Annotated in this window: 15 protein-coding genes and 1 riboswitch; of the genes, 7 read left to right on the top strand and 8 right to left on the bottom strand. The window is 71.2% G+C overall.

Annotated elements, in window-relative coordinates; genetic code table 11:
• Nucleotides 1-10 precede the first annotated feature (10 nt).
• The 4 genes from AOK24_RS11290 to metE form a co-directional block, all read right to left on the bottom strand.
• On the bottom strand, nt 11-1,207 hold the full coding sequence (locus tag AOK24_RS11290; RefSeq protein WP_055719931.1) for a cytochrome P450 family protein: 1,197 nt from the start codon (nt 1,205-1,207) through the stop codon (nt 11-13).
• 51 nt (nt 1,208-1,258) lie between these two features.
• Nucleotides 1,259-1,450, bottom strand: a complete 192-nt coding sequence (locus tag AOK24_RS48430) for a hypothetical protein (RefSeq protein WP_159051840.1) — start codon at nt 1,448-1,450, stop codon at nt 1,259-1,261.
• Between the two features lie 42 nt (nt 1,451-1,492).
• Entirely contained in the window at nt 1,493-3,139 is a 1,647-nt protein-coding gene (locus AOK24_RS11285; RefSeq protein ID WP_055719930.1) for a hypothetical protein, read from the bottom strand.
• Between the two features lie 165 nt (nt 3,140-3,304).
• Nucleotides 3,305-5,596: a 5-methyltetrahydropteroyltriglutamate--homocysteine S-methyltransferase gene (gene metE / locus AOK24_RS11280; protein ID WP_055719937.1), complete on the bottom strand. Its 2,292-nt coding sequence runs from the start codon at nt 5,594-5,596 to the stop codon at nt 3,305-3,307.
• Between the two features lie 129 nt (nt 5,597-5,725).
• A riboswitch (cobalamin riboswitch) is annotated at nt 5,726-5,945 on the bottom strand.
• 189 nt (nt 5,946-6,134) lie between these two features.
• Here metE and AOK24_RS11275 point away from each other — a divergent pair.
• The 4 genes from AOK24_RS11275 to AOK24_RS11260 all read left to right on the top strand — a co-directional run bounded on the left by AOK24_RS11275 (nt 6,135) and on the right by AOK24_RS11260 (nt 11,668).
• A complete protein-coding gene (locus AOK24_RS11275; protein WP_055719929.1) occupies nt 6,135-7,637 on the top strand; it encodes an MFS transporter in 1,503 nt (500 codons plus the stop codon).
• Nucleotides 7,638-8,026: 389 nt separating this feature from the next.
• Nucleotides 8,027-9,748 (top strand): ABC transporter permease, encoded by a 1,722-nt coding sequence (locus tag AOK24_RS11270; RefSeq protein WP_055719928.1) that lies wholly within the window; start codon nt 8,027-8,029, stop codon nt 9,746-9,748.
• A 74-nt stretch (nt 9,749-9,822) separates the two neighbouring features.
• Nucleotides 9,823-11,142: an ABC transporter ATP-binding protein gene (locus AOK24_RS11265; RefSeq protein WP_055719927.1), complete on the top strand. Its 1,320-nt coding sequence runs from the start codon at nt 9,823-9,825 to the stop codon at nt 11,140-11,142.
• A gap of 13 nt (nt 11,143-11,155) precedes the next feature.
• Nucleotides 11,156-11,668, top strand: a complete 513-nt coding sequence (locus tag AOK24_RS11260; protein WP_055719926.1) for a DinB family protein — start codon at nt 11,156-11,158, stop codon at nt 11,666-11,668.
• Between the two features lie 20 nt (nt 11,669-11,688).
• On the opposite strand, the gene AOK24_RS11255 is transcribed toward AOK24_RS11260, so the two are convergent.
• The 4 genes from AOK24_RS11255 to AOK24_RS11240 form a co-directional block, all read right to left on the bottom strand.
• The gene (locus AOK24_RS11255) at nt 11,689-12,102 is read right to left on the bottom strand and encodes an ArsR/SmtB family transcription factor (RefSeq protein WP_055719925.1); all 414 of its coding nucleotides are present in this window, start codon (nt 12,100-12,102) and stop codon (nt 11,689-11,691) included.
• A 20-nt stretch (nt 12,103-12,122) separates the two neighbouring features.
• A complete protein-coding gene (locus AOK24_RS11250) occupies nt 12,123-13,475 on the bottom strand; it encodes an FAD-dependent oxidoreductase (RefSeq protein ID WP_055719936.1) in 1,353 nt (450 codons plus the stop codon).
• A gap of 174 nt (nt 13,476-13,649) precedes the next feature.
• Complete coding sequence (locus AOK24_RS11245) at nt 13,650-14,261, bottom strand: hypothetical protein (protein ID WP_055719924.1); 612 nt, start codon at nt 14,259-14,261, stop codon at nt 13,650-13,652.
• A 6-nt stretch (nt 14,262-14,267) separates the two neighbouring features.
• A complete protein-coding gene (locus AOK24_RS11240) occupies nt 14,268-15,485 on the bottom strand; it encodes an aspartate aminotransferase family protein (protein WP_206191177.1) in 1,218 nt (405 codons plus the stop codon).
• A gap of 228 nt (nt 15,486-15,713) precedes the next feature.
• On the opposite strand from AOK24_RS11240, the gene AOK24_RS11235 reads away from it, so the two are divergent.
• The 3 genes from AOK24_RS11235 to AOK24_RS11225 form a co-directional block, all read left to right on the top strand.
• Complete coding sequence (locus AOK24_RS11235; protein ID WP_055719922.1) at nt 15,714-16,967, top strand: MFS transporter; 1,254 nt, start codon at nt 15,714-15,716, stop codon at nt 16,965-16,967.
• Between the two features lie 142 nt (nt 16,968-17,109).
• Entirely contained in the window at nt 17,110-17,472 is a 363-nt protein-coding gene (locus AOK24_RS11230) for a hypothetical protein (protein ID WP_055719921.1), read from the top strand.
• Nucleotides 17,469-17,684, top strand: a 216-nt coding sequence (locus tag AOK24_RS11225; protein ID WP_167376825.1) for a nucleotidyl transferase AbiEii/AbiGii toxin family protein, incomplete at its 3' end; no start/stop codon positions are given. The genes AOK24_RS11230 and AOK24_RS11225, both read left to right, overlap by 4 nt.

Here is a 17,684-nt window from a genome sequence, read left to right as displayed (position 1 = left end):
TCGGGGGGATTCATCGGCTCACGCGCAGCGGCAGTGACTCCGGGCCGCGCATCAGCAGGCTCTGGCGGTACGTCAACTCGCCCGGTTCCACGGCCAGTTCGAGTACGGCGTAGCGGTCCAGGAGGTCGCGGAAGGCCACGCGGGCCTCCTGGCGGGCCAGCGGGGCGCCCAGGCAGTAGTGGATGCCTACGCCGAAGGAGACGTGGCGGTTGGGGGTGCGGGCGACGTCCAGGTCGTCGGGGTCGGTGAACTGGCCGGCGTCGCGGTTCGCCGAGGTGACGGCAGCCAGGACCAGTTCGCCGGCGGGGATCTCGACGCCGGAGACGGTGACCGGTTCCTTCGTGTACCGGTACGTCGAGAGGTTCACCGGGCCGTCGTACCGGAGGAACTCCTCCACGGCCGTCGGGATCAGCGCCGGGTCCGCGCGGAGGCGGTTCAGCTGGGCCGGGTGCGTGAGCAGGGCGCGCATGCCGTTCGCCACGAGGTTGACCGTCGTCTCGTGGCCCGCGCTGAGCAGGAGGAACACCATCGCGACGAGCTCCTCGCCGGAGAGGCGGTCGTCGTCGATCAGCGCGGAGAGGAGGTCGTCGCCGAGCGTCTGCCGCTTCGCGGCGATCAGGTCGGTGAGGTACGCCGTGATGTTCTCCGCCGCCGCGCTCACCGTCTCCGGCGCGCCGGTCGCGTTGTAGTCCCGGGTCCAGCCGCCGAACGCGTCCCGCTCGCCCTCCGGGAGGCCCAGGAGCTCGCACATCACCGTGATGGAGAGGGGGAACGCGTAGTCGCCGATCAGGTCGATGTCGGGACGGTCCGCGAGTCCGTCCAGGAGGGACGCGGAGAGGGCCTCGGTGCGGGGGAGGAGGGCGGTGATGCGGCCGGGGGTGAACGCCTTCGACACGAGGGCCCGCAGCCGGGTGTGGGCGGGCGGATCACTGTTCAGCATGTGCCCTGCGGTCTTCCGGCCCACCGTCCGAGGTGCCCGCCCCGCCACGGTGTTCCGCCGGAACAACTCCCCGACGGCCTCCGCGTCCTTCCCGAACCGGGGGTCGCTCAGCACCTCCCGCACATCGCCGTACCGGCTCACGACCCACACCCGCAGCCCGTCCGGGGTGACGACAGCACGCACCGGCTCCTCCCGCCGCAGCACCGCGTACGTACCGTGCGGATCGCCCCAGAACCCTGCCCCGAAACTCTCACCTAATGTGATCATGCCGTCACATTACTTACCCCTCACCCCACAAGAAAGACCGACCGGAACCCGTCACTCCGCACCGTGGCGCCTCGCCAGCTCCTCCTCCACCGCGCGTAACCGCTTCCCCCAGTCCCGGCGATTCTTGGGGCTCCCCGGGTTCCGCGCCCGCGAGGCCGCCAGCTCCCGCCGCTCCCGCAACTGCTCGGCCGTGAGGCTCGGCAGATCGGCGTACCAGTGGTCGTACATCTTCCATCGGCTCATGGCCGACAGGATGACGCCACCGGTACGCCGGGCGCGCGGGGATTACGCCGTCGCCGGCAGGACGTGGTCGCCGACCGTGTCCGTGCTCAGGCACAGGGAGCAGACGACCGCGTCGTGGGTCGCGCAGGCGGTGAGGTCGGGGCGTTCGTAGGGCTGGTGGCAGACGTGGCAGTCGTAGGTGGTGGCGGTGGGGTTGCCGTCCGGGTCGAGGAGGGGTTCGGCTATGCCGTCGTCCGTGCGGCGGAGGTAGTACTTGCCCTTCGTGACGATCGCCATCAGCGGGGTGAGGACGAAGGCCAGGACCGCCGCCGCGACCGGGGAGTACGGCTGGAGCGTGTCGCCGAGGGCGTGGAAGTACATCGCGATCGAGAGGCCCGAGGCCGCCACGAAGGCGACGACGCCCACCGGGTTCACCGCGTACAGCATGCCCCGGCGGAACTCCGGCTGGAGCGGGGAGAGCTTGAGGACGTACTTGTTGACGCCGATGTCCGTCGCGACCGTCACGACCCACGCGATCGCGCAGTTGGAGTAGAAGCCGAGGATGCTGTTGAGGAAGCTGAACATGTCGGCCTCCATCAGGATCAGCGCGAAGGAGAGGTTGACGAGGACGAACACCATGCGCCCGGGATACCGCTTGGTCACCCGCGTGAACGAGTTCGTCCAGGCCAGCGAACCGGAGTACGCGTTCGTCACATTGATCTTGATCTGGCTGATCACGACGAGGACGACGGCGAGCGGAACGACCAGCCAGGACGGCATCATCGCGTCGAACGCGCCCCGGAACTGCTGGATCGGCTCGGGCGCCGCGTCCGCCCCGACCTTCGCGATGATGTACACCGCGAGGAACACGCCGATCGCCTGCTTCAGCGCACCGAGCACCACCCACCCGGGACCGGCCATGATCACGGCCGTCCACCAGCTCCGCTTGTTCGCCTCGGTCTTGGGCGGCATGAACCGCAGGTAGTCGATCTGCTCACCGATCTGCGCGATGAGCGAGAGACACACGCCGGCCCCGAGGAGCACGGACGCCGTGTTGATGCCGCCCTCCCCGTCCGTACCGGCGTAGTTCAGGAACTTGTCGACCGTGCCGGGGTCGGTCGCGACCAGGTAGACCAGCGGCCCCACCATCAGCAGCAGCCAGATCGGCGTCGTCCACACCTGGAGCTTGCTCAGCGCCTTCATGCCGTAGATCACCAGCGGGATGACCATCAGCGTGGAGACCAGGTAGCCGAGCCACAGGGGGAGTCCGAGGCCCAGCTTCAGCCCCTGGGCCATGATCGACCCTTCGAGCGCGAAGAAGATGAACGTGAAGCTCGCGAAGATGACGCTGGTCAGCACCGAGCCGTAGTACCCGAACCCCGAGCCCCGCGTGATCAGGTCCAGGTCGATGTTGTACCGCGCGCCGTAGTACGCCAGCGGGAACCCCGTCACGAAGATGACCACGGCCGCCACGGCGATCGCCACGAGCGCGTTGCCGGTGCCGTGCGCCAGGCCGATGCCCGCGCCGATCGAGAAGTCCGCCATGTAGGCGATGCCGCCCAGCGCGGTCGTCGCCACGACCATCGGGGTCCAGCGGCGGTAGCTGCGGGGCGCGAAGCGGAGGGTGTAGTCCTCCAGGGTCTCCTTCGTGGCCTGGTCGGTGGTCGGGGCTGGGGCCGTGCGTATGTCTGTCTGCGGCTCGACGCTCACTACGTCTCCTTGCGGCGGGGAGGGGACTGTTGTCCCGCGAGACGGCTTGCGGGAGCACGGAGACGGTAGGCAGGGGGTGTTACCCCTAAATACTTCCTGTATGAAGGAGATGTTTCGGTGAGCGGGCAAAGCCCCCGGGAATCCCCGAGGGCTTCACCTCCTGGCTCAGTACAGTTCGGCCCGCACCCTCCTCGCCGCCGTCACCAGGTTCTCCAGCGACTCCCGCGTCTCCGGCCAGCCCCTCGTCTTCAGCCCGCAGTCCGGGTTCACCCACAGGCGGTCCGCCGGGATCGCCTCAAGTCCCGCCCGGAGCAACGCCGAAGCCTCCTCCGCGCTCGGTACGCGCGGCGAGTGGATGTCGTACACCCCGGGGCCCGCCTCCCTCGGATAGCCGTGCGCCGCCAGTTCCCGCGCCACCTGCATGTGCGAGCGGGCCGCCTCCAGGCTGATCACGTCCGCGTCCAGCGCGTCGATCGCCTCCACGACGTCCCCGAACTCCGCGTAGCACATGTGCGTGTGGATCTGGGTGCGGGCCCGTACGCCGGACGTCGCCAGGCGGAACGCCTCCGTCGCCCACTCCAGGTACGCCGCGTGGTCCGCCCCGCGCAGCGGCAGCGTTTCCCGCAGCGCGGGTTCGTCCACCTGGATCACCGAACTCCCCGCCGCCTCAAGGTCGTTCACCTCGTCGCGCAGGGCGAGCGCCACCTGGCGGGCCGTCTCGCCGAGCGGCTGGTCGTCCCGGACGAACGACCACGCCAGCATCGTCACCGGCCCGGTCAGCATGCCCTTGACCGGGCGGGAGGTGAGGGACTGGGCGTACGACGTCCAGCGGACCGTCATCGGGTCGGGGCGGGAGATGTCCCCGGCGAGGATCGGGGGACGGACGTACCGGGTGCCGTAGGACTGGACCCAGCCGTGCTGGGTGGCGAGGTAGCCCGTGAGCTGTTCGGCGAAGTACTGGACCATGTCGTTGCGCTCGGGTTCGCCGTGGACCAGCACGTCGATGCCGGCCTTCTCCTGGAAGGCGATCACCTCCCGGATCTCGGCGCGGATGCGGTCCTCGTAGCCGTCGAGGCCGATCCGACCCGCCCGCAAGTCCGCGCGGGCGGCCCGGAGTTCACCGGTCTGCGGGAACGAACCGATCGTGGTCGTCGGCAGCGTGGGCAGCCCGAGATGCGCGCGCTGCGCCAAGGCCCGCTCGGCGTACGGCTGTTCGCGGCGGGTGTCGGCCGGGGTGACCGCCGCCGCGCGGGCGCGCACCTCCGGGTCACGGGTGATCGGCGAGCCCGCGCGGGACGCCAGGTCGGCGTGGTTGGCGGCGAGTTCGGCGGCGATGGCGCCGGTGCCCCGGGACAGGCCGCGGGCCAGCGTGACGACCTCGGCGGTCTTCTGCCGGGCGAAGGCCAGCCAGCGCAGGATCTGCGGGTCGGTGTCGCGTTCGAGGCCGGTGTCGAGGGGGACGTGCAGGAGGGAGCAGGAGGCGGCGACGTCGACGCGGCCGGCGAGCCCGAGGAGGGTGCCCAGCAGGGTCAGCGACTTCGCGAGGTCGTTCACCCAGACGTTGCGGCCGTCGACCACCCCCGCGACGAGCCGCTTGCCGGGCAGCCCGCCCACGGACGCGAGGTCCTCCAGCGTGCCGGGCCGCGTGAAGTCGAGGGCGAGCCCCTCGACGGGCGCCTCGGCCAGCACCGGCAGGGCCTCGCCGGGCCGGTCGAAGTAGGTCGCGACCAGCAGCTCGGGACGGTCGCCGAGCGTGCCGAGGTCCCGGTACGCGCGGGCGGCGGCGTTCAGTTCGGCCGGGGTGCGGTCCTGGACGAGGGCGGGCTCGTCGAGCTGCACCCACCGGGCACCGGCCGCGCGCAGCTCGGCGAGGATCTCGGCGTACACCGGCAGGAGCCGGTCGAGGAGGGTGAGCGGCTCGAAGGCGGGGTCGACGCCGGGGGCGGGCTTGGCCAGCAGCAGGTAGGTGACCGGGCCGACGAGGACCGGGCGCGCCGTGAGGCCGAGGGCGAGGGCCTCCCGCAACTCGGCGAGCTGCCGGTCGGGTTCGGCGCGGAAGACCGTGTCCGGGCCCAACTCGGGCACCAGGTAGTGGTAGTTGGTGTCGAACCACTTGGTCATCTCCAGCGGCGGCGCGTCCTGCGTGCCGCGCGCCATGGCGAAGTAGCGGTCCAACGGGTCGGCGATTCCCGCGTGGCGTACGGGGATCGCGCCGACCATGACGCTGGTGTCGAGGACGTGGTCGTACAGCGAGAAGTCGCCGGTCGGCACCTCGTCGACGCCGGCGGCGGCGAGGCGGCGCCAGGTCGCGGCGCGCAGGTCGGCGGCGGTCGAGCGGAGTTCGGCCGCGGTGACGCGGCCCTTCCAGTAGCCCTCGACGGCCTTCTTCAGTTCCCGGTGCTCGCCCTGCCGGGGGTAGCCGTACAGGGTTGCCGCGGCTGCGGACTTCGTGGTCACGGAGATCTCCTTCACGAGACGATTCCCTGAGGTCCCGGCGACGGGACGAGGGCGTGAAGGGGCGGACGGCACGAAGCCGCCTGTGCGCCGACCCACCCGCGAGGTCACCGGAACTCCGTACGCGAACAGCTCGCGCACGGGCAGTCGGCAGGTCTTCGGACTCGCGAGCACGCCTCGTCCGAGGACGAGGCACCTACTGGCCGTCGCTTCCCAGGCCCCATGGGCCCAGTGCGTATGACGGCGGTCGTTCCCGCTCACCGCTGCGGGGCAGTCCCGGATTCCCACCGGGTTCCCTCTTGCGACGCGGCCCGTCTGGCTGACGGGGCGAACCGGCTGCGCTGATCAGCTTACGGGGCGAAGTCGCCGTACGGGCAAGCGTTTCGGGATGCGGAAGCGGCTCGGCCTTCAAACATCGGCCTGTGACGCCGGTCTCACTATCGAAACGGTTGAGTTTCGCTAGCGAGGTGTGTAGCGTTCCTGGAGTACGAAACCGTTTCGTTCGCGAGACGCCCGATCATCTCATCGGAGCAGGCCCCTTATGTCACAGACCACCGCGACGCCGGACACGACGTCACTCACCAAGACAGCCGAGGAACCCGCGTCCCGTCACCGCTGGTGGGTCCTCGCGATGATCGGCATAGCCCAGCTGATGGTCACCCTGGACGCGACGATCGTGAACATCGCGATGCCGTCCGCCCAGGCCGACCTCGGGTTCTCCGACGGCGACCGGACCTGGATCGTCACCGCCTACTCCCTCGCCTTCGGCAGCCTCCTGCTCCTCGGCGGCCGGATCGCGGACCTCTTCGGCCGCAAGGTCGCCTTCCTGATCGGCGTCGGCGGCTTCGCGGCGGCCTCCGCGCTGGCCGGTGCCGCCACGAACTTCGAGGTCCTCGTCGTAGGCCGCACCCTCCAGGGCCTGTTCGGCGCGCTCCTCGCACCGGCCGCGCTCTCCCTGCTGACCACGACGTTCACCGACGCCAAGGAGCGCGCCCGCGCCTTCGGCATCTACGGCGCCATCGCCGGCTCCGGCGCGGCCGTCGGCCTGCTGCTCGGCGGGGTCCTCACCGAGTACCTCGACTGGCGCTGGACCCTCTACGTCAACCTCGCCCTCGCCGTGATCCCGCTGGTCGGCGGCTGGATCCTGCTCAAGCGCACGGCCCGCGAACCCGGCGCGAAACTCGACATCCCCGGCACCGTCCTCGTCACCACCGGACTCTTCGCCGTCGTCTACGGCTTCTCGATGGCCGAGTCCCACGACTGGTCCTCCCCGCGCTCCTGGGGCTTCCTGACCATCGGCACCATCCTGCTCGCCGCGTTCACCTGGTGGCAGACCAAGGCGTCCCACCCGCTGCTCCCGCTGCGCGTCCTGCTCGACCGCGACCGCGGCGCCTCCTTCGCCGTGATGCTGATCTCCAGCGCCGGGATGTTCGGCGTCTTCCTCTTCCTGACCTACTACCTCCAGCTCAGCCTCGGCTTCTCCGCCGTCAAGACCGGGCTCGCGTTCCTGCCGATGGTCGGCGCCCTGATGGTCGCGGCCACCGTCGCGACGAGCTTCCTCGTCCCGCGGATCGGCCCGAAGGTGATCGTCCCGCTCGGCATGGGCCTCGGCGCGCTCGGCCTGGTCTGGATGACGGGCCTGGACCTCGACAGCACGTACGCCACCCACGTCATGCCGCCGCTGATCCTCACCGGCCTCGGCATCGGCCTGGTCATGGCGCCCGCGATGTCCCTCGCCACCAGCGGCGTCGCCGCGCACGACGCCGGGGTCGCCTCGGCCGCCGTCAACACGATGCAGCAGATCGGCGGCTCCATCGGCACCGCCCTGCTCAACACGCTCGCCGCGAGCGCCGCGACCAACTACCTGGACGGCAGGAACGCGGCCGACAAGCTCGTCCAGGCGCACGCCGCGCTGGAGTCGTACTCCACCGCGTACTGGTGGTCGGCCGGGTTCTTCGCGGTCGGCGCCGTCCTCACCCTGCTGCTCTACCGCAGCGGCGTTCCGAAGGCCGACGAGAACGCGGCTCCCACGGTCCACATGTGAGCGGCATGTGGTGACCGCGCCCTGAGCGGAGGGGCGCGGGTGACGGGCCCGGTGTCTGGGGAGACACCGGGCCCGTTCGCGTGTGCGCGGGTTTCGTCTGCGCAGGTGAGAGGCAGGCAAGAGCCTCCGCCTTTATTTGCGTCTGGACGCAAGAAGGTGCAGACTCACCCTGTCGGACCCGCCACGGGTGCAGTCATGTCGCGGAACGGAGGCGGCCATGGGCGCAGAACCTCCCAGTCCGAGCCGCCCCCAGGGCGCTCGCTGAAACCCCCTTCTCTTCTTCACTCCCCACACTCCCCGTGCTCCCCGGGTGACCCCGCCCCGCCGTCGGCGCGCCGCCGCCGGCCGGGCCGCCTCGCCGTGCGCAGAGTGTGGGCGGAGGCTCCGTGATGCTGATCCGTGCTGTCAAACGACCCCTGCTCTCCCGCTTCTCCTGGGTGGACGCGGCCGTCGCCGCCGCCGTCCTCGTGCTGCTCTACACCGTCCTGCGCGTCGGCCAGGGCACCACCGTCGCCTTCAACACCCACACCGACCTGCACGTCGACACCGACCCCCTGCGCCTCCCCTACGACGCGGCCCGCTCCCTGCTGCGGATGTTCGCCGCGCTGGCCGCCTCGGTCGTCTTCACGTTCGTCTACGCCTACGCGGCGGCCAAGAGCCGCAGGCTGGAACGCGTCCTGATCCCGGCGCTCGACATCCTCCAGTCGGTTCCCGTCCTCGGCTTCCTGACCGTCGCCGTGACCGGGTTCATCGCCCTGTTCCCCGGCTCGATGCTCGGCCTGGAGTTCGCGTCGATCTTCGCGATCTTCACCTCGCAGGCATGGAACATGACGTTCGGCTTCTACTCCTCCCTGACCTCCCTCCCGCGCGAACTCGACGAGCTGTCACGGTCGTTCGGGTTCACCCGCTGGATGCGGTTCTGGAAGGTCGAACTCCCCTCCGGGATGATCGGCCTCGTCTGGAACGGCATGATGAGCTTCGGCGGCGGCTGGTTCTTCCTCGTCGCGTCCGAGGCGATCAGCGTGAACAACAAGCAGTACGCGCTGCCCGGCATCGGCTCCTACGCGGGCGCCGCCATCGCCGACGGCGACCTCGGCAAGGTCGGCTGGGCCATCCTCGCCATGGCCGTCATGGTCATCGGCGTTAACTTCCTCTTCTGGCGCCCCCTCACGGCCTGGGCCGAACGCTTCAAGAACGAGCAGTCCGAAGCGGGCGAGGTGCAGAAGTCCGTCGTCCTCGACCTGCTGCGCCGCTCCCACTGGCCCCGGCTCCTCGGCAAGGCGCTGCGCCCCGTGGGGCACGCGCTGAGCAGGGCGGGGCGGGTGTTCGGCCGCGACGACCAGCGGCTGACCGTCGACCGCGCACGGCAGCGCACCGGCGACGTCGTCTTCACCGTCGTCGCGGGCGGGCTGATCCTCTGGGGGCTCGCCGACCTCGGCCGCTATCTGTACGACCGCACCGGCCTCGGCGTCTTCGGGGAGCCGCTGCTCCTCGGGCTCGCGACGTTCGTCCGCGTGATCGTGCTGGTCGCGCTCGCCACCGTCGTCTGGGTGCCGGTCGGCGTGAAGATCGGGTTCTCGCCCCGGCTGACGCGGATCGCCCAGCCCATAGTGCAGGTGCTGGCCTCCTTCCCGGCCAACTTCCTCTTCCCGCTCGCCGTCTGGTTCTTCCTGAAGACCGGGCTGTCCATCAACATCGGCGGCACGCTCCTCATGGCGCTCGGCGCGCAGTGGTACATCCTCTTCAACACCATCGCCGGGGCCATGGCCATCCCGACGGACCTGCGCGAAGCCATGGACGACCTGGGCGTCGTCGGCTGGCAGCGCTGGAAGCGGCTGATCCTGCCGGGGATCTTCCCCGCGTTCGTCACCGGCGGCATCACCGCGTCCGGCGGCGCCTGGAACGCCTCCATCGTCTCCGAGGTCGTCACCTTCGGCGGCACGACCCTGACGGCGACCGGACTCGGCGCGTACATCGCGCAGGCCACCGCCAAGGGCGACAACCCGCACCTGCTGGCCGGGGTCGCGGTGATGAGCCTGTACGTCGTGCTGCTGAACCGGGTGCTGTGGCGGCGGCTGTACCGGCTGGCGGAGAAGCGCTACTCGCTGTGATCCCTCGGCGCCGCCCGAACGAGGCCGGGCGCCCTCTGAACTTCCTTGTCCCACGCGTGTTCTGGAGTACCACCATGACGACTCTCAACAACGACCTCCTCCTCGAAACCGTCGGTCTCACCAAGTCCTACGCCGGCGCCGACGGCGAACTCCCCGTCCTGTCCGGCATCGACCTCCAGGTCCGTTCCGGTGAAGTCGTCGCGCTGCTCGGCAAGTCGGGGTCCGGCAAGTCGACGCTGCTGCGCTGCCTCGCCGGGCTCGTCCCGGCCTCCTCCGGCACCGTCACCTACAAGGGGACGCCGCTGACCGGGGCCAACCCCGGTACCGCGATGGTGTTCCAGACGTTCGCGCTGCTGCCGTGGCTCACGGTCCAGCAGAACGTCGAACTGGGCCTGGAGGCCAAGGGGATCGGCGCGGTCGAGCGCGCCGAGGCCGCCCGGCAGGCCATCGAGCTGATCGGCCTCGACGGCTTCGAGTCCGCGTACCCCAAGGAACTGTCCGGCGGGATGCGCCAACGCGTCGGTTTCGCGCGGGCGTTGGTCGTCGAGCCCGACGTCCTGATGATGGACGAGCCGTTCTCCGCGCTGGACGTCCTCACCGCCGAGAACCTGCGCGGCGAGCTGATGGAGCTGTGGGAGTCGGGGCGGTTCCCGACCCGGGCGATCGTCCTCGTCACCCACAACATCGAGGAGGCCGTGCTGATGGCGGACCGGATCGTCGTCCTCGGCGCCCGGCCGTACGGCACGATCCGCGAGGTCTTCGAGGTCGGCATGGACCGGCCCCGCGACCGGGACTCGGCGGCGTTCGAGGACATCGTCGACCGGGTGTACCGCACGATGACCGGCCGCCAGAAGGAGGGCCGTATCCCCGGCCGCCACGAGACCCCCGAACTCGACAAGCGCACGCCCGCGAACACGCCCCTGCCCCCGGCCAGCGTCGACGGCCTCTCCGGCCTCGCGGAACTCGTCCTCAGCCGGGGCGGCGCCTGCGACCTCGCGGACCTCGCGGACGACCTCGGCCTGGAGATCGACGACCTGCTGCCCCAGGTCGACGCCCTCGACCTGCTCGGCTTCGGCACGGTCACCGGCGACGACCTGCTCCTCACCGAGGCGGGCACGGCCTTCGCGGGCGCGGACGTCCAGGAGTCGAAGCGGATCTTCGCCCAGGCCGCCGTACAGGCCCCGCTGGTGCGGCTGATCACGACCAGCCTCGGCCAGAACCCCAAGGGCACCCTGCGCGCGGGCTTCTTCCGGGACCTGCTGGCCCACCACTACACGAGCGAGCAGGTGACCCGGCAACTGGAGACGGCGACGGACTGGGGGCGGTACGCGGAGCTGTACGCGTACGACGCCGAGCCGCAGGAGTACCGGGCGGAGGAGGCCGGGGCGCGGTAGGTACGGTGCGGGCATGTCGAGAAGCGAGCGGCTCGCGGAGCAGCTGGACTGGTACTGGCGGACGAACCTGCGGCCACGGCTGGAGGGGCTCAGCGACGACGAGTACTTCTGGGAGCCGGTGGGCGACTGCTGGAACGTCCGGCCGGGCGCGGGGAGGTGGACACCGGACTTCGCGTCCCCCGCCCCGGTCCCGGCCCCGGTGACCACCATCGCCTGGCGGCTGGCGCACATCGTCGTCTCGTGCCTGGGGTACCGGGTCGGCTGGTACTTCGGCGGGCCGTCCGTCGACTCCGAGACGTTCGCGTACGCGGGGAGCGCCGACGAGGCGCTGAAGCAGCTCGACGAGATGTACGCGAGGTGGGACGCGGGGGTGCGCGGGCTCTCGGACGCCGAGCTGGACGGCCTGCCTCCGGTGGGGCCCGAGGGCCATCCCCTCGAGAACAGGGTTCTGCACGTCAACCGGGAGCTGATCCATCACGGCGCCGAGATCGCCCTGCTGCGGGACCTGTACCTGCGGCAGGGGTGAGCCCTGCCGCGTACGCGAGGTCAGTGCGCGGCGGCCGGGCGCCCGGCGCGGACCTTCTCGCCGGCCCGCGCCCGCTCCGGCGCCGTACGCGCGACCTCCCCGGCGGCCTCCGTACCCGCGTCCTGCGCGCCCGCCTCGTCGGCCGCCAGGACCGCGCCCTCCAGCAGCGCCCGGACCCGGGGGCCGGCGGCGCGGTAGAAGATGCGCGTGCCCTCGCGGCGCGAGTCGACGAGCCCGGCGCCGCGCAGCCGGGCCAGGTGCTGGGACGTCGCCGCGACATGCGCGCCGATGATCTCCGCGAGCTTGCTGACCGGGAGTTCGCGGTCCGTGAGTGCCCACAGCAGGCGGTAGCGGGACGGGTCGGCGACCGCTTTGAGGACGGCGACCGCCTGGTCCGCCTGGTCCTCGTCCCAGGGCCCTACTTGCGCTTCCATGCAAGTAGGGTACCGGGCGGTCAGGCGTCCTCGCGGGTCTCCGGCGGCCCGTCGGGCGTCGGGGCGGGCGGGCCCAGCAGCACGGCCTTGGCCACGGCCGGCGCGAACAGGGCCGTGACCGGCGCGGACAGGGTCAGCACGGACCGGAACGCGGCCCCCACGACGGGGTCGCCGGGGGACCGCTCGGTGACCCGGCGCAGATACCAGCCCGCGACCCGGTCGGCCGGCTTGGTGGCGACGGCCGTCCCGGTCGCCCCCGGCATCTGCCGGTCCGCCCCGGCGGAGATGTCCCACGCCTGCCGCGACGCGGCGAGCAGCACCTGCTGCACGCGCCGCGTGGTCGGCGTACGGCGCCGGTCGGCGAGCGCGTCACGCAGGGCGACCGCGCTCATCGCGGCGATGGCCATGCCCTGGCCGTAGATCGGGTTGAACGTGCACAGCGCGTCCCCGGTCGCGAGGAACCCGGCGGGCGTGCCCGGCAGGTCGTAGCGGCGCCGGATGTTCGACGTGCGCCGGAACCCGAACGGCGCGGTCAGCGGCTCGGCCTCCTCGATCCACCGGTCCAGCAGCGGATGCCCCAGCCGCTTGAGGTACGCCTCGAACGCCGCCTCGTCCGTGGGCGGTTCGTCCCCGCGCAGCCCCGACACGATCACCAGATGCGTACCGTCCTCCAACGGCAACGCGCCCCCGGCGTGGACCTGTTCGGGGTTCGGGTACACGTAGTACCCGAGGGTCCCGCCGTCGTCGAGGACGGTACCCCCCTTGCCCCGGTAGATCCGGGACGCGTACGCGAGCCCGGTGTCGATGGTCTCCTCCGGTACGGCGCCGGCGCCGATCCCCGCGAGCCACTGCCCCGCCCTGGTCCCGCCGCCGGACGCGTCGACGACCAAGTCGGCCTCGATGTCCCGCTGTTCGGCCCCGGCGCCGTCGGCGCGGTCCCGCACCCGCACGCCCCGCACCCGCGAGGCGTCCCCGAGCAGCCCGACGACCTCGGTGCCCTCCAGCACGGTGATCAGCGGATCGGCGAGCACCCGCCGTCGCACGATCTCCTCCAACTGCCCCCGGGAACCCGAGTAGATGTGCGTCGTCGCGGGGAACCGGCGGAACCAGCGCCCGTGCTGCCACAGCGCCATGTCCTCCGGCATCCCCACCCAGGGCGCCCCCGCCGCCCTCAACTCCTCCAGGAATCCCGGCAACAGCGACTCCATCGCCGTCTGCCCGCCTTGCAGCAGCACGTGCGGGTGCCGCCCCTGCGGTACGCCCGGCCGCGCCCCGCCCTCCTGCGGGAACCGGTCCCGCTCGACGACGGTCACCCGCTCGGCATGCCCGGCGAGAACCCGCGCCGCGAGCAGCCCCGCGAGGCTCCCACCCACGACCACCGCGTGCCGCCGCCCCGTCCCTGCCGCAGAGTTCACTGATCAGCTCCCTGGTTGTCACGTCGTGCGAAGAGCCAAGTATCCCGCTTTGCGCCGGGGGACGCGCCGAAGTCCGGGATGTCGAACGGCCTGTCTCTCCGGGGGTGTTGAACACGCGTGCGGCTGTCGCGGTCAGCCCCACGTCAGGGCGTGGCGCAGGGTGTCGTCGGTGAAGCCGATGAAGAAACCCAGCGTGGTGCGGGTGGCGCCGTGGGCCTTCTCCGTCTCGTGGTAGTAGGCCGGATTGATGAGGTAGACGTCCCGGGTGCGGGGCCGGAAGACGTGCCGGGGCGCGGTGGCGACGACCTCGCCGCGGTAGCCCGGTCCGTCGGGGAGCTTCCACCGCTCGTCGGACGGTTCCCACGGTTTGCGGTAGGTGACCAACTCGCCGCCCCAGTCGCACTCCTGGAGGCTGACGACGCAGCTGAGCGTCGCGTCGTGGGGGAGGCGGTCGTGGTGGAGGGGGTCGCGTGCGCCGTCGGAGTGCAGGCGGAGTACGGCCTCGCCGTAGAGGCCGCTCGCCGGTTCCAGGGCGGTGAGTCCGAACGTCCGGCGCAGGGCGGCGCGGACGCGGGAGGGCAGATCCTCGACAGCGCGGTCTGTCATCGAGCCGGGGTCCAGCAGGCCGCGCAGGCAGACGACGGCGACCCGGCCCGTGGCGAGCCAGCGGAGCGGTTCGTGTCCCAGGACGGTGCCGCCGGACACGTCGTAGGTGGCGCCGTTCCAGGTGGCCTCGGACTGCACGGTGGCTCAATCGCGGTGCGCGGCGATTTCCGCGGCCCGGAATCCGGCCGCGGTGGCGTCGAGAGCGGTCTCGATGTCGTCGTGGGTCATGGCGGCATTGACGTACCAATGGTGATTGGGGTGAAACAACACTCCACGGCGTGTGGTTTCTGTGTAGAAAGCGTCCTGGACCTTTCGGCGAGTGGCGTCATCGGTGTAGCGGAAACGCATGAAGGGCATTTGCGGTACGCCCAGGACATGGGCGTCGAGTCCGGACCGGTCGATCTGTTCGGCCAGACCGCGCTGGAGGGCGGCGCCCAGTTCCTCGATGTGTTTCAGCGCGTCGGAATCGCGGAGCTGGGTGATGGTCGCGACGGCGCCGGCCATTTCCGCGCCGTTCACGTGGAAGGTCGACCCGATGTGCACGTCGCCGACCGTCCGCATGACCTCCTCGCGGCCCACCACCGCCGAAATCGGATAACCGTTGGCCATTGCCTTGCTGAAGGTGACGATGTCCGCCTGGACGTCGTACCGCTCCTGCGCGCCGCCCAGCGCGACCCGGAAACCGGAGCGCATCTCGTCGAGCACGAACAACGCGCCGTGCTCCCGCGCCAGTTCGGCGGCGGCGGTCAGGAAGCCGTCGGCGGGGGGCTCCTCCTCGAACGGCATCATCAGCAGACAGGCGACCTCCCCCGGATGGCGGCGGAACTCCTGCTCCAGGCTGGCCAGATCGTTGTACCGGAACGTGCTGACCGTCTGCTGGGCGGTCTCGGGAACACCGGCCGGGCGGCCCGCGCACCAGTCGTGCCAGCCGTTGTACCCCCAGCGGATCACCCGCTCGCGGCCGGTGTACGCGCGGCTCAGCCGCACCGCCGCGCTCGTCGCGTCCGAGCCGCTCTTCAGCAGGAACACCCGGTCGCCGTTCGGGACCACCGAGATCAGCAACTCGGCGAGTTCCACCTGGACTTTCTTACGGAGAGTTATCGCGAACCCGTCGCGGATCTCCCGGACGACCGCCTCGGACACCACCGGGTCGGCGTGCCCGAGGATGATGGTGCCGTAGGCCAGAATGAAATCCACATACCGGTTCCCGTCGACGTCCCACACATACGCGCCGGACGCCCGCTCTCCGTACAGCGGATATTCGCCGTCCACCAGGCGGTCGCGGTCCAGCACATAGCCGGAGTACGCCTGGGTGGCATCGACACGTACCGCCCTTTCGAGCAGTCGGCGGGATTCGCTCAACTCCAGGGGCGGGGTTCGCTCGGCCATCGGAACTCCTCGGCAGGGAATGGTTCGCAGGGGGGTGACAATTCCTCGCTCTTGGTGAAAGCTTTACGCGCCGCCTGCCGCTGTCACACACCCTCGAAGTGAATCAGCCATTTCTTGGCGGGAACCCGCCCCAGCGGTCGGCGGGGTTTTCCGGCGTACCTACGATCGGCTTTGGCGCACCGGGCCGGGACGGAGTTGACGATGACGGACACCCAGCCGGAGCGGGCCGGCCGCCGGGACCCCGGGATCGTCGCCGTGCTCGGCGCGTTCGTCCTCAACGGCGCGCTGCTCGGCTCCTGGGCCCCGCGCGTGCCCGCGCTCGCGGAGCAGATCGGCGCGCAGGAGGGCGCGCTGGGGCTGTCCCTCCTCGGCGCCAGCGTGGGCATGATCGCCGCGTCGCTGCTCGCCGGGCGGCTCTGCGCCGCGTTCGGCGCCCGCGTCGTCATGACGGCGTCCGGCGTCGCCGGGTCCGCGATGCTCCCCGCCCTGGGACTCGCGGGATCGCCCGCCGCGCTCGGCCTCCTCCTCATCGCGCTCGGCGCCATGGTCGGCGTGATGGACGTCGCGATGAACGTGGCCGGAGTGACCGCGACCCGGCGGACCGGCCGCTCGATCATGCCGCTGTTCCACGCCGCCTTCAGCCTCGGCACCCTCGCCGGTTCCGTCGGCGCCGCCGTCGCCGCCGGACAAGGAGTGGCACCGGTACGCCACTTCGCGATCGTCGCGGTCGTCTGCGGCGGCGTCACCCTCGCCATCGCCCGCTGGATCCCCGTCGAGGAACTGCTGAAGGTCCCCGTGCGCGACGGCCGCGCCGGCAAGGCCCCCTTCCGCCGGCCGGCCCTGTGGCTGCTCGGCGCCGTGGCCCTGTGCGCCTCCATCGCCGAAGGCGCCACCGCCGACTGGTCGGCGCTCTTCGGTGTCCAGGAGCGCGGCCTCAGCGAGGCCACCGGCGCCCTCATCTACTCGTGCTTCTCCGTCACCATGGCCTGCACCCGCCTGTGCGGCGAGACCATCCAACGCCGCTGGGGAGCACCCCGCATGCTCATTGGGGGCTCGGTCATCGGCGGCCTCGGCCTCACCACCGCCGTCCTCGCCCCGTCCCCCGCCCTCACCTTCACGGGCTTCGCCATCGCCGGCATCGGCCTCGCCTACGCGTCCCCCGTCGTCATGGAGCTCAGCGGCGCAGCCGGCCGCCGCCCCGACGGAGGCGGCGGCGAACGCGAGGTCGCCTTCGCGACGACCATCGCCTACAGCGGCTTCCTCCTCGGCCCTCCGATGGTCGGCGGGATCGCAGAGTTCACGAGCCTGCCGGTCGCACTCGGTGCGGTAGCGGCACTCGTCCTGCTGATCGGGCCGCTGACGGTGGCGGCGGGTGCCTTCCGACGCCGGGAGCTGTCGGCGTCCGGGGAACGGGCGGCAACCCTTGTTCCGGCCCAGGACCAGGGCGCGAAATGAACTGAACCCGCCGCCACGGTGACGTGGGGTGCAGGGCGCGCAAGGTTAGCCAGCCCCTGGCCAGCTCGCGGTGCCTGACCTACAGACGCCAGGAGTGCCCCGTCCCGCCATGCTGCCGCCTCCCACCGGCGATACTGGGTGCATGGAAGCGACGAACACCGCCCCCCGCGCCGAGGTGCTGCGGGATCGCTACCGCAGTCGGCTGCCCGAGGACCTGCGGGAGCTGGCCGGCCCTGTGGAAGGCACCGTCGACCTGCCGCTGCACATCGCCTGGTCCGGGCGGACGAGCTACAGTCTGGACCGCCCGAAGTCCTGTATGACGCTCTACCGGACTGTCCTCGCGGAGGGCCTGCGCGAGGATGTGGCGGCATTTCTGCACCACCGGCTGCTGGCCGAGCAGTGGCCCGTCCTGCGCCGTCTGGTCAGCCCCTACATCCGTGAGGTCTGGGAGGACGCCTTCCCCGAGCTGCCCCGCACCGGCCCGGCCGACGCGACTGCCGCGTGAAGCTCACGCCGCTCCACGAGCGTCTCCTCGCCGACATCCTCGACCTCGGCTCCCCCTACCCTCTGGTTCTCACCGGCGGGTACGCCGTGCAGGCCCACGGCCTGGTCGAACGCTTCAGCCGTGACCTCGACGTCGCCACCGAGAACCCCGCCCCGATGGACGAGATCGTCGCCTTTCTCACAGCCGGCCTCGCCGCGCGCGGCTGGCAGACC

The sequence above is a fragment of the Streptomyces niveiscabiei genome (genome assembly GCF_001419795.1).
In the GTDB taxonomy this organism is placed as follows: domain Bacteria; phylum Actinomycetota; class Actinomycetes; order Streptomycetales; family Streptomycetaceae; genus Streptomyces; species Streptomyces niveiscabiei.
The sequence above is the reverse complement of the archived record's forward strand: the minus strand, read 5'-3'. Positions and strand labels throughout refer to the sequence as shown.